Consider the following 11862-nt stretch of genomic DNA (forward strand, 5'->3'; position numbering starts at 1 on the left):
AAAGATCCTTTTATCCCCGAAGGGGACCTCTAAATCAGCGGTTATCTTTCCTTCCCGCAGGTACCGTTCAATGGTTTCAGTTTGCACATCCACCATCCTCACGAACTCCAGCTGAGATATCATCCCTTTCACTTCATCCTGCCAGTTAAAGAGATCAATCAGTTATAATCCGCAGCATTCACCGGGAAGTCCAGAAACACAGACGGTTTTTCCCCTCTGGTGATTAAATCTCTGTCCAGCTCAAACCGCTTCTGGGAGGCAACAACGTACTCTCCCGCCCTATATTCCTTCATGTTAAACATCCTGTGCAGAAAGTAAGACATGTTAAACAATCCTGCATTATCAATAAAATCGAAGACCATCAGGTAGTCCTTACCCGCGCACTTGCGCATCCCCCGGCCCAGCTGCTGAACATAAAGTGTCCTGGAAAGCGTCGGCCTGGCCATAAACAAGACTTCTGTTTTAGGACTGTCCCAGCCCTCGTTTAAAAGGTCACAAGCACATAAGACTTGGATATCCCCATTTTCATAAAGATCTAAAATCCGCGACCTTTCTCCTGACTTCATAGAACCGGAAACAGCCTCACAATTAATTCCTTGTTGCTTAAACACACAAAAAAGCATCCAGCTTGTCCTCAAGGTTCTTATACACCTTCTTAGACATAGCCTGAACGCCCGGTGAATGATTGAAGAAATCTTCTATATTATGGACGGGGGGATTGCAATCACTCAACCTTTTTACAAGGTTAATGATCCGGACCATCTCCATTTTAGTTGTTTCAAATTTAACTTTATGTTTGATTTTATATTTAACAGGAAAAGCATCAGGAAAAAGGCCTAAAGTTATTCCCGTGGGAAAGGTTTCGATAATCACGTGTTTTTTATTGGTTAAGTCACCTGTGAGGGAAAAAGCCGGCATCCGCTTTCGAATGGCTTTGACGACCTCTTCTCCACGAACTACTCCGAAGTGGTTGAGCATAAAGCTTTTACTGCAGGTGAAAACGGACAGATTTTTACCATGAATTTTTTCTCTCATAATAGCTCCATCACAGTATCTGGCACCTGTTTCGTTATTCACGATTAGGGAGCATCAATCCCCACGATGGCTCCATCCCGGGCATACTCTTCAACAATGGCCGCAATCATTTCGTCACTGAAAACCTTGGACTCACAATAGCCGATTTCTCCATTGTCAGCGATCACACAAATTCCCGATTCATTGGCATAGGTCCATGCTAAGTCGATTCCGATATAATGCATTTATGTACCCCCAAAACCCTTGGCTTTAATTCAATCCTCAAGCGAGTCTGGCATTATGGACAACGTTTGACGCATACCTTTCTTTTTCGCCGAACTTCCCGCTTTTCCTTCCACCGATCACCAAATATTTCAAAAACTATGCCAAGGAACGTCCATTTGCGAGCAAGAATGACTGCTCGATAGATTAAATTTTAAAAGGGTACCCAATGGGTACCCCAAAAGCCAAACATCAATCCTTACTCAGCGATTCCAGCAACTTCTGAAGATAGTCGATTTGTTCCGGTGAAAGCTTTTTCGCGGTACTCAGTAGTCGTTGGATCTCCGGTCCCAAGATCTGTTCTTCTTCTGTAAAGAATTCCGCAAGGCTAATGCCTAGAGCGGCACATATGCTTTCGAGGGAACCAAGTGAGGGACTTCAATCATGTACCTTCACTCAACCTAGTCACAGCCACTTCAAGATTTCTCTTGGCAAATCCCATCCGCGAAGCCAGAACCTGGATCGATTGCCGATAGGAATTTTCCAGTTCTTCAGGAAGTATGCCGCCTTCACCATTACTAATCACCGTTCCGACAGGGGAAGTCGCCTTAGCCAAGGCAGTCTTGGCCTCTTTGCTCAGGGCTCCATAGGACATACCGCCAATCATTACGGGAGTTTCGATCACCAGCGGTTTTTTAGTAAGTTAGGCATTCTTCCTTTGCTGCTCAGTAATGGTTTCGGCTGTGAACTCTTTAAATGGTACTCAGAGATATTTCGAGAATACAGCCCTCTTATTTCGTTTATTCAAGAGCAAATGGCGTACTTTTGACCATAAAATATGATTCGTTAATTACTCCGTGCGGGGGAATATTGATAAAATCCTCTTCATCCCAAGGTCCATTAACTAACTTGTAAATATATGCTGAATTCCCTTGCGTGATTTGATGATCCAATTTCAGTAATTGTCCTATCTCTCTAGAGCGCTGCAGATATTTTTCTTCATTCGGAATACCTGTTCGGATAAATAATACGCGCTTATAACTACTATACATCAATGCAAAAACTCGGGTAGTCTTTTTTTTACCATACTTTTCATAAGTGCGATTATACTCAGCAACAATAGACCCTTCGCTATTCGTCCAGCCGCATGACGTATACAATGTTCCTGTCTCTTCCAAGCGATGTTTCTCAAAACTCGCTTGAGAACCAAGCAGCAGTGGAATGCAGTCATGTACCCGCGGTATTCTCAACGTAAAGTCACCCGCTCGTAAATTCTTTGCCGCGCCGCCGCATAGACCAAATGCCAAAACAACTTGCGAATAGCCGGTTAAGCTATCCAGAATACTTTGCAATTCCAGACCTAATTTTTCTGGATAATTATGCCGTCCTTGGGGAAGAAACTCGAATTCTATCTTTCGACCTGAAGCCACGGCAAGCAGTTCTTCTTTCATAACCTCGCAGGCAATTATTTTTAGTGTCATAACATTGTCTCCTTATCACTTTCATTGGAATACCTGAACCAGCTCTATGTTCATTGATCTTTCGCTTGTATATTCGTTATGTGTATTATGTGTATTATGTGTATATGCACGTATTTTGTTAATTTTTACTATACATTTGGAAATCGGCCATGTCAATAGCAAACTCTAGTATATCCCCTACAAACGTTAATGTAATCATAAAGGTCAAATTAAGCGCCCTAAAAGCGTTCTTTATATTAGCCGATTTAAGAACAACAAAAATAAATAATTGTAAGTATGATAAGTATGATGTATCATACTTATAGGGGTGGTAAGAATGATGCATCATGGGAAATTCTATGGTTCGACGGTTATGGGAGAACGTGGACAAGTCGTTATTCCGGCAGAGGCTCGCGAAGAAATTGGTATCAAACCAGGTGAGAAACTAATTGTTCTAGGAAATAAGAAACGCGGGGTCGTAATCTTATTTAAATCTGATGTCATGACTCGCTTCGCAGATATGATGTTTCGAAAGGCTAAATTTTTCGAGGAGATGTTTAGCTCTTCCTTAGATGACGTAGAAAACGATAAACCAAACAACTAGGGAGGTTACTCATGCCAATCATCACAAAGTTTTTCAAGGACAAACGCTTTCGAACGATCATTTTTATGTTTCTGCAATTTGTCGTGCAGCTTTGGTGGATCAGTCAGAAAAAACGCTTCCTCACCAATGAAAACTATCAAAAGCAGATCAAAGGGATTTATCGGAAACAAGCCCGCGCATTTGCAGAGACGGCTACCGAACTGGGCGGACTTCTCATCAAGTTGGGACAATTTTTTAGTTCTAGGGTCGATGTTTTACCTGAGGAATACACAAGTGAACTTGCTAAGTTGCAGGATGCTGTCAAACCGGTCGGAACAAAGGAAATCATCCAACGAATTGAAGCAGAATATTGTTGTCCTATTGCTGAGGTTTATACCAACTTTTCTCAAGAAGCCGTCGCTTCTGCCTCGTTAGGACAGGTTCATACCGCTGAGATAAAAGGTCATACTAAAGTAGCTGTTAAAATATTGCGACCCGGCATTGAGGAGATTATCCAAACAGACTTGAAGGCTCTACGCTTTATGGTGACCTTCGCTAAGCGCTATCCCAAGCTTAATGCGACCGTCGATCTGGAACAAATTTATGATGAGTTTGTGGAAACGACACTTGATGAACTTGATTACATCAAAGAGGGACAACATGCCGATACGTTCCGAGCGAATTTCTCTGGAGACTCTCGAATCGGCGTTCCTGAAGTGTATTGGGAATATACGACTAAGCATGTGCTGACGATGGAATGTGTCACAGGCTATAAAGTGAACGATTACCATTCTCTGGCAAGGATCGGGTTAGATCGAGCACAACTTGCGGATACGTTGATTTCCGCTTATGTGCAGCAATTACTGAGTGATGCCTTTTTCCATGCTGACCCTCATCCAGGTAATTTAATCGTTAAAGACGATGGAACACTCGTCTTCATCGACTTCGGAATGGTGGGTCGGATTGAGAAAGGTATGCGGGAAAACTTGATGGCTTTCGTCATGGCATTATTCAAGAAGGATACGGATCAAATGGTGATTGTCTTTGAAAAACTCGGGTTCCTTCGCCCCCATGCAGATAAACAAACCTTAGCTAAAGGGCTCAAACTCGTCTTGGGGAATGTCTTTGATGATCCAAGTTTGAGTAAAGTCAATTCGGAAGAATTTCTTCTAGAACTAAGAGAATTTATGTATTCCATGCCCTTTCAAATTCCGGCTCGAACCTTGTTTTTAGGCAAATCTCTCTTAACGATCATGGGGATTTGTGGTGGACTAAACCCTCAGCTCGATCTTATCAAAACGCTTCGCCCCTATGCGGAGGAGTTATTATTGGGGGACGAATCGGAAACGGGTACTCAAGGTTTTATTTTAAGCCAAGCGAAGAAGACACTCACAGAAGTTATTAGTCTGCCTGAAAAGTTAAACCGACTGGTTACTGGGTTAGAAGATGGTGAGATTAGACTTCATCCGTCCAGGAGTTTTGAGCAAAATCTCTTGCAAAACCAGAAGGACCTGGCAAGCCGTATAACAAGTGCGATTTTTAGCTGCGGATTCTTAATCTCAGGCGTGATTTTGCTAGAGGGTCCCTATTCGAGGGTTGGCTTGTTGTTAATTCTCATTTCAGCCCTAACTTTGGCCACATTTTTGAAACGCAGCTCCAACTCGGCGGGACAAAAGAGAATGGGCCGAAGAAGCAGGGCTATGAGACAATCTTCAGGATTTCATAAACCGCGTTTTCATCCCTAAAAAACCCTTTGGAGATTTATTCCTGTGGTCCTGGAGCGGACTTATAATCGTTGAGGTTCATTTAAATTAAAATAGCATCAGAAAAGGAGAGGTCTCGATGAGTTTTGAAAATTATAAGTTCACCTACGAGGAAAATGAAGAAGGTTTCACTGTGACCCTTAAGGGGGACAAAGAAAAGCTGCGCGCAAAGCTGGAAGCGTTTGAAGCCTTACTGAATTTCAAAGAGAAGGCTAAGCAAGCAGGTTGCGAACATCATGGCGGCTGTTCCCCTATTCATGAGTTCTTTAAAGCCATGCACAATCACCATGCCCATCATGGTGAGGGACATGGGCACTGTGGGCATCATGAGCATCATGGGCATCACGGGCATCACGGAGAGCACGCCTTCAAACATGGACATTGTGACAAGTCTTCTATGGATAAGGCTTCCGTGAATCAAAACGATGAAACCAAAAAGACTGAAGAATAATTTAAAAAGAGGCTGTCAATATTAGATTACAATCGTTGCATTCGACCCAAATTGTAAGGCTCCAGCTTCTAGAAATGTGAGTGCGTATACATTAGACTTTTATTCAAACGAAACAAGGCTGAAAGCGATCGCTTTCGGCCTTGTTTCGTTTAGATAAAGCTTTGAGATGCAGCCTTACCTTTCTTTTCAGAGGGCAGAGAATGGCATTATACTCATTTTCAAGCACCTTTAAATAATCCTGTAAATTAGACGAGATTTGAGCTAAAACTGCTCACAACTAAGTTTTGAGAAGCCAAATTCGTTGGCAGCTGTAAAGTATTCCAACCGATCGACCAGTTTTATTTCATCTTTAGCAGGTAAATTGATTCCCCCCTGCTCCGGACTGATCCGCAGGTAATCACCTCCAACTACCCGATCTACAGGAGGCAAGGTTATAGGAGGGTCCCAGCTTCTAAAAATAAAAAGTCCTACAATCAAATTAGAAAATTTGACCGTAGGACTTTACCTTCATCCCCGGAGACAATAAATAGTAAGGCAGGTCTCCTGGCTAACGGGTCATTGCTAATTCCCAAGGCCTTCCCAGCTTATGCCAGTGACCATTCGATAGCTCGCCGATTACAGTGGTGGGTCCGCTCCGTTTAATAGCCTAAATGAGCTATTTTCGAATTCCCTATTCTCCCCTCTTAACGGGGCACCTTGATTTATATAGTTGAATTGAGCCTATAATAATCTGAATAGATTGTCAAGTCCGATTATGCTTCCACAAGTGATCATTGTTTCTAGACTTCGTTAAGCCCAAAGCATCCCTCACAAACATAGCCAAGCCATATTTTGCACCTCATAATCGAACTTCTATTTCTAACCAAGGTTATGTAACAGACTTAGCAGTGGTGATCATAAATCCTACTCTATTAATTACTCAATAATTCCTAATATTTCCTCCATGGCCACTCAGGCTCATTATATAAGCGTGAACGTAAGATTGTCCATATCTCTTTAAAGCTCTCTTGAATATTTTCTGCACTATTGCCCAGGGCCCGGAAACAATAAGCATGCTTACAAATTGCAGATCCGGCTATCAATACATTAAAGCGTTTAGCTAAATGTTCCATAAAACTATTTTCAATGTCATTGTCGCGCTGCAGCAATTCAAGGATCACCTTTTGCAGATTTGGATCAATGGCCCAAAATGTTCCCATGTGCGAATAGCCATGCATTAGTCCCAACGGGCTACACCATGTGTTCAAAAAAGGAAGTGCCTTTGGCGGCTCCAGCAAAAACCTGTCACTAAAAATTAATTCTCGGTCTAGGAAAATATTGGTCTGCTGATCGAGTAAATTGTATTTAAAGAGCTCTTGGCGGGCGACTCGACCAGGTGCAATAATTTCCCAAAAAAACGCCGAGGCTTTGCTGGATATTTGAAGATTCGTACGACTATATAAACATGCTTCGGCAAAGGGTATAATCACTTCTGGCATGTACTCCAGTCTTGCTCCATCCTCAACAATCAAGGTCGTGAATTGCCTCGAGAGAATTCCCTGCGGTGAGCGAAAAACCTTTGTCGCCCCTTGACCGAAAACAACCGCCTGAGCATCAGGTTTGACACGCACTAAAATACTATGCTGGTCTCCTTGCAGAAGACCAGCAGCTGGATTCATGATATAGAAAAAAACCTCTTCCTTGTCCGTAAAATAGAGAGGGCTTGACGCCCGCAGCGGCATTCTCTGGCGAAGAGAACTGATGATACTCCTGCCATTATCTTGCTGGACTTCAACTCGAAGAATACCACGTTTTAACTGTGCATTCATCTGATATCCTCCATGATAACGTTTTTCCGAATCCACATTATGACGTTATCTAAACCTTCTTCATTTTTAAGATTAGTGAACAAAAAGGGTCGTTCACCACGCATTCGCCGGGAATCTTGAGCCATTACTTCCAAGCTTGCTCCAACATACGGAGCCAGATCTATTTTATTGATTAGCAAAAGATCTGAACGAGTAATTCCAGGTCCCCCTTTGCGAGGAATTTTTTCCCCTTGGGCTACGTCAATAATATAAATCGAAACATCAACTAATTCAGGACTAAAGGTTGCAGCTAAATTATCGCCTCCACTTTCCACAAAAATAATTTGCAGATCCGGGATTCTTTCCTTTAGAGTGTCAATCGCTTCCAGGTTCATAGAGGCATCTTCTCTTATGGCTGTGTGAGGGCACCCTCCCGTTTCAACTCCCATGATCCGATCCTTGGGCAAAACACCATGACTACACAGGAATTCAGCATCCTCCTTTGTGAAAATATCATTAGTTATAACAGCCAGACTATACTCTGCTACCAAATAGCGAGTTAATTTTTCCACAAGGGCAGTTTTTCCTGACCCAACAGGACCCCCAACCCCAATACGAATCGGCCACACTAAAAACACCTCCTTCACTTTTCGAGGTTCGAGGTTCGAGGCACCGAGGTTCTAATGCCTGCGTTTCTTTAAATAGCTGCGCTTTTCCACGTCCTTGAAAGCGTTATGACATCGAACTCCAAACTTCAAACATTGAACTCCTAGGACATAAAAATTCGGGAATATAATCTCTCATGAGCCATGCCTGCCCAATCGAAGGCTGGTGCACTGCCACCCCAATCTTTGTCATCTGCCGTTGTTGCCCATTGAATACAGGTATCAAGAAGAGGTTGAAGGAGCGCCAGTACCTGCTGTCCACTGGTCTGGCCTAACGGAATAGCCCGTACGCCATTCGCAATAAGAGACGCAGTGCTCATATGGGCAAATGCAGTAAGTAGTAATGCTAATTCAATCCCTGCGCCAGCTCCATAATGTCCCCAAATAATAGCCTGGTGACCAAATGGAAAATTAACCTCTGATTGATAAGTGGTATCAATTTCACCTAGTAATTGCCGAAGCCTTCTACCCATCTTCACACTACCCTCACGGCTTTCAGAAGGTAATTTCATGGCATTCAACCGTCGATCCAGTAAATAAAGGTGCTTCAAGTCTGATTGTTTTGTTGCATTCCAAGCAAGTTTTACTGCCAGTAAATCTGTAGGTCGCCATGTGAAGTAGAGAAAGGTCTGCATAAACTGAGCTAATTCTTGCTGGGTTTTGATGTCACCGCCCTGAATAAACGTTTCAAGTCCGAAAGATTGAGTAAAGCCACCGGAAGGAAAGGCTGAATCTGCCAATTGCATTAAGCGCAAACCGACCAACGTTGATTGTTTAATCATGGTGCAAAAGCTCCGGCTTCTTTAACCGGATATAACCCTAGTTTAGCGAGCTGCTCTTGTAATACTTGATTATAGGGTGTGATCACAAAATCACTTTTCAACTCTATTGGGGCATGCATATTACCAATCGCATGAGCAGCCAATCCCATTTCCCTCATATTCCCGACAGGAACTACTAAAACAGCTTCTTCTTTTACCTTTACTACAATAAGGTGATTTTCCTCTCTATAAAGAATATCTCCCGGATGCAAATGTCCGCTTTCCAGTTGTATCCCAATATCTCTACCCACATCAGTTGTTTTACGAAGAATCCTCTTTTGGAGTTCGTCCCAAGAAAGATGAAGCTGTTCTATGGTAAAAGCCTCTTTTTCGCACTGATAAATCTGTTCCAAGTCAGCAAGTTTTCCAATCACTTTAGTTACGATCATAGCCTTCAAACTCCTATCAACTTTTCGCCCAACCTAAAACATAAAGTACCGCTGTGCCATAGGTAGGACATCAGCTGGTTCGCAAGTTAGGATTTCTCCATCTGCTGTAACCTGATAGGTCTCAGGATCCACGGATATCAGAGGCGTTGCCCAATTATGTTTCATGTCAACCTTGCCAATATGACGACAGTTCTTCACCGGAACAAGTTTTTTGTCTAGTTTGAGCTCTTTAGCTAACGTTTCCGGATCAGCTGCTTGGGATATAAAAGTAACCGAACAAGCGGCAACCCCTTTACCAAAGGCAGCAAACATTGGCTGTTGGAGGACTGGTTGTGGGGTAGGAATAGAGGCATTGGCATCTCCCATAGCGGCATGCATAATAAACCCACCTTTGATCACCATCGCAGGTTTTACACCGAAAAACTTCGGCTTCCATAGTACAAGATCCGCTAATTTCCCCTTTTCAACCGAACCAACCAGATGGCTAATACCATGAGTAATAGCAGGATTAACGGTGTACTTACTAACGTAACGTTTGATCCGGTTATTGTCATTATTTATACTGTCAGACTCCAAGGAGCCCCGCTGAATTTTCATCTTATGCGCTGTCTGCCAGGTCCTAATAATAACCTCTCCAACCCGTCCCATCGCTTGAGAATCAGAAGACATCATGGAGATTACGCCTAAATCATGAAGGATATCCTCAGCCGCAATGGTTTCTGGACGAATACGGGAATCCGCAAAAGCGATATCCTCAGGGACTTGTTTATCAAGATGATGACACACCATCAACATATCAAGATGCTCTTCTAATGTATTAACCGTAAATGGTCGGGTAGGATTGGTTGAAGACGGTAAGACATTGGGCAGGGAGGCAATTTTAATAATGTCCGGCGCATGGCCCCCTCCAGCTCCTTCAGTGTGAAAAGTATGAATAGTCCGCCCGGCAATCGCAGCAATTGTGTCTTCAACAAAGCCTGCTTCATTAAGGGTATCCGTATGGATGGCCACCTGAATATCATATTCATCCGCTACTTTTAGGCAGCAGTCAATTGCGGCAGGAGTAGACCCCCAATCTTCATGCAGCTTAAGACCAATTGCCCCGGCTTTAACTTGGGCTATCAGCGGTTCAGGACAAGAATTATTCCCTTTTCCGAAAAAACCAAGATTAATCGGAAACCCTTCAGCAGACTGCAGCATCCGGTATAAGTTCCATTCTCCCGGAGTACAGGTAGTAGCATTTGTGCCAGCTGCTGGGCCGGTTCCACCTCCTAACATCGTTGTGATACCAGAAGCAATCGCTGTTTCAATTTGCTGCGGACAAATAAAATGAATGTGACTATCAATTCCGCCTGCCGTAACGATATAGTTCTCTCCTGCAATCACCTCAGTGCCTGCCCCTATGGGAAGGTTAACCCCAGCCATCGTCTTGGGATTTCCTGCGTGACCCAGGTCATAAATACGTCCTGCCTTGATACCTATGTCAGCCTTAATAATACCCCAGTAGTCAATTATCACTGCGTTTGTAATGACCAAATCCATAGCTTCAACCAAAGCCTGGGGATCCTGCCCCATACCATCCCGAATGACTTTACCACCACCAAATTTTGCTTCATCACCAGGATGGGTAAGATCATCTTCCACTTCTAGCCATAACTCTGTATCAGCTAAGCGAATTTTATCGCCAGTAGTTGGTCCATACATATCAGCATGTTGACGGTGTGACATGCTTAAACTCACAGTTCAATTCCTCCTCCCCTTATTTCAGCAAGCTTTAAATTTGAATATTAAGGAGACTATCTGCCTCGAAGTCCTTCTTCAAATCTAACACCTAGAACCTAGTACTTCGTTTCTAGAACATTGATCCACGCAACTCGATCCGTCCTCCGGCATCTGACCTCCGACTTCTGGTTTTATGAATCCTTGCCGCTTAGCTTGTTCAATACATGTCGTCTTAACCTGACAACCAGCAGTTAAATTATTTGCTCCAAACCAAGGCCCCGGACCGGAAAATCGAACAAGACTAACCGTATGGCTTTCGCCCGGTTCGAAACGAACAGCGGTACCGGAGGGAATGTTTATACGCATGCCCCAAGCTAAGGCTCGATCAAAGACTAAATACCTGTTTACTTCAAAAAAATGATAATGAGATCCAACCTGAATAGGACGGTCGCCAGTGTTTTCAACCGTTATTGTTTCTGTAGACAGGCCTTGATTCGCTTCTATTGTTCCCTGAGCCAATTTATACTCACCAGGTATCATACCTCTTACCCCCTGCAATGTCCGATATTTGATGTTCGGAGTTCGATGCTCGGATTGAAACTCTTAACCTGACTTCTGGCTTCTGACCTCCGACCCCCGACCTCTGTTATCCGTTTCACTCAGCGACCGGATAAGCCTGATAGGATGATGTACTGTAACTAATTTCGTACCATCAGGAAAGGTTCCCTCAACCTGAATTTCCTCTATCATTTCAGGGACTCCCTCCATAACCTGGTCACGCATCAGGATGTTTGTGCCCATCTCCATGAGTTGGGCAACTGTATACCCGTCGCGTATTCGTTCCAGCAATTCAGCGCTAATCAAGGACACTGCTTCTGGATAATTTAACTTCAAGCCGCGCTTTAAACGTTCACGTGCTACCTGTCCCGCAGTATAAATCAGCAGTTTATCTCTTTCAGTCGGACTTAGATGCATAACCCAACCT

15 protein-coding genes, 1 pseudogene and 1 riboswitch are annotated in these 11862 nt (G+C 43.4%); of the genes and pseudogenes, 3 read left to right on the top strand and 13 right to left on the bottom strand.

Annotated elements, in window-relative coordinates; genetic code table 11:
• Window positions 1–158: 158 nt before the first annotated feature.
• The 5 genes from DSBG_RS15425 to DSBG_RS15440 all read right to left on the bottom strand — a co-directional run bounded on the left by DSBG_RS15425 (window position 159) and on the right by DSBG_RS15440 (window position 2717).
• Window positions 159–611 carry a DEAD/DEAH box helicase gene (locus tag DSBG_RS15425; protein ID WP_282434223.1) on the bottom strand — a complete coding sequence of 151 codons (453 nt, stop codon included), beginning with the start codon at window positions 609–611 and terminating at the stop codon, window positions 159–161.
• On the bottom strand, window positions 604–1035 hold the full coding sequence (locus DSBG_RS15430; protein WP_282434224.1) for a DUF429 domain-containing protein: 432 nt from the start codon (window positions 1033–1035) through the stop codon (window positions 604–606). Before DSBG_RS15430 ends, DSBG_RS15425 begins: the two co-directional genes overlap by 8 nt.
• 44 nt (window positions 1036–1079) lie before the next feature.
• Window positions 1080–1259 carry a DUF429 domain-containing protein gene (locus tag DSBG_RS24080; protein WP_282434225.1) on the bottom strand — a complete coding sequence of 60 codons (180 nt, stop codon included), beginning with the start codon at window positions 1257–1259 and terminating at the stop codon, window positions 1080–1082.
• A gap of 419 nt (window positions 1260–1678) precedes the next feature.
• On the bottom strand, window positions 1679–1921 hold the full coding sequence (locus tag DSBG_RS15435; protein WP_068965183.1) for a glutamate synthase-related protein: 243 nt from the start codon (window positions 1919–1921) through the stop codon (window positions 1679–1681).
• Between the two features lie 115 nt (window positions 1922–2036).
• Window positions 2037–2717 carry a DUF1638 domain-containing protein gene (locus DSBG_RS15440; RefSeq protein WP_009618864.1) on the bottom strand — a complete coding sequence of 227 codons (681 nt, stop codon included), beginning with the start codon at window positions 2715–2717 and terminating at the stop codon, window positions 2037–2039.
• Window positions 2718–3033: 316 nt separating this feature from the next.
• Between DSBG_RS15440 and DSBG_RS15445 the strand changes: the two genes are divergently transcribed.
• The 3 genes from DSBG_RS15445 to DSBG_RS15455 all read left to right on the top strand — a co-directional run bounded on the left by DSBG_RS15445 (window position 3034) and on the right by DSBG_RS15455 (window position 5493).
• On the top strand, window positions 3034–3300 hold the full coding sequence (locus tag DSBG_RS15445) for an AbrB/MazE/SpoVT family DNA-binding domain-containing protein (protein ID WP_242877678.1): 267 nt from the start codon (window positions 3034–3036) through the stop codon (window positions 3298–3300).
• An 11-nt stretch (window positions 3301–3311) separates the two neighbouring features.
• The gene (locus tag DSBG_RS15450; RefSeq protein WP_068965184.1) at window positions 3312–5024 is read left to right on the top strand and encodes an ABC1 kinase family protein; all 1713 of its coding nucleotides are present in this window, start codon (window positions 3312–3314) and stop codon (window positions 5022–5024) included.
• A gap of 97 nt (window positions 5025–5121) precedes the next feature.
• Window positions 5122–5493 carry a hypothetical protein gene (locus DSBG_RS15455; RefSeq protein ID WP_068965185.1) on the top strand — a complete coding sequence of 124 codons (372 nt, stop codon included), beginning with the start codon at window positions 5122–5124 and terminating at the stop codon, window positions 5491–5493.
• Window positions 5494–5754: 261 nt separating this feature from the next.
• On the opposite strand, the gene DSBG_RS15460 is transcribed toward DSBG_RS15455, so the two are convergent.
• The 8 genes and pseudogenes from DSBG_RS15460 to DSBG_RS15495 all read right to left on the bottom strand — a co-directional run.
• The gene (locus tag DSBG_RS15460; protein ID WP_068965186.1) at window positions 5755–5970 is read right to left on the bottom strand and encodes a hypothetical protein; all 216 of its coding nucleotides are present in this window, start codon (window positions 5968–5970) and stop codon (window positions 5755–5757) included.
• A gap of 39 nt (window positions 5971–6009) precedes the next feature.
• Window positions 6010–6207, bottom strand: a riboswitch (cobalamin riboswitch).
• Between the two features lie 215 nt (window positions 6208–6422).
• Window positions 6423–7301, bottom strand: a complete 879-nt coding sequence (locus DSBG_RS15465; protein WP_068965187.1) for an urease accessory protein UreD — start codon at window positions 7299–7301, stop codon at window positions 6423–6425.
• Window positions 7298–7909, bottom strand: coding sequence for an urease accessory protein UreG (ureG, locus tag DSBG_RS15470; protein WP_068965188.1), 612 nt, complete (start codon window positions 7907–7909; stop codon window positions 7298–7300). Before ureG ends, DSBG_RS15465 begins: the two co-directional genes overlap by 4 nt.
• Before the next feature lie 140 nt (window positions 7910–8049).
• On the bottom strand, window positions 8050–8727 hold the full coding sequence (locus tag DSBG_RS15475; protein WP_068965189.1) for an urease accessory protein UreF: 678 nt from the start codon (window positions 8725–8727) through the stop codon (window positions 8050–8052).
• Window positions 8724–9155, bottom strand: coding sequence for an urease accessory protein UreE (locus DSBG_RS15480; protein ID WP_068965190.1), 432 nt, complete (start codon window positions 9153–9155; stop codon window positions 8724–8726). The genes DSBG_RS15475 and DSBG_RS15480 overlap by 4 nt, the downstream gene beginning before the upstream one ends.
• A 33-nt stretch (window positions 9156–9188) precedes the next feature.
• On the bottom strand, window positions 9189–10895 hold the full coding sequence (gene ureC, locus DSBG_RS15485; protein WP_068965191.1) for an urease subunit alpha: 1707 nt from the start codon (window positions 10893–10895) through the stop codon (window positions 9189–9191).
• An 84-nt stretch (window positions 10896–10979) separates the two neighbouring features.
• Window positions 10980–11417 (bottom strand): urease subunit beta, encoded by a 438-nt coding sequence (gene ureB / locus DSBG_RS15490; protein ID WP_491005772.1) that lies wholly within the window; start codon window positions 11415–11417, stop codon window positions 10980–10982.
• 135 nt (window positions 11418–11552) lie between these two features.
• Window positions 11553–11852: pseudogene (locus tag DSBG_RS15495) on the bottom strand (urease subunit gamma); the annotation flags it as partial.
• Window positions 11853–11862 lie beyond the last annotated feature (10 nt).

Origin of the sequence: Desulfosporosinus cupriresistens (assembly GCF_001707885.1) — a bacterium.
Classification (GTDB): domain Bacteria; phylum Bacillota; class Desulfitobacteriia; order Desulfitobacteriales; family Desulfitobacteriaceae; genus Desulfosporosinus.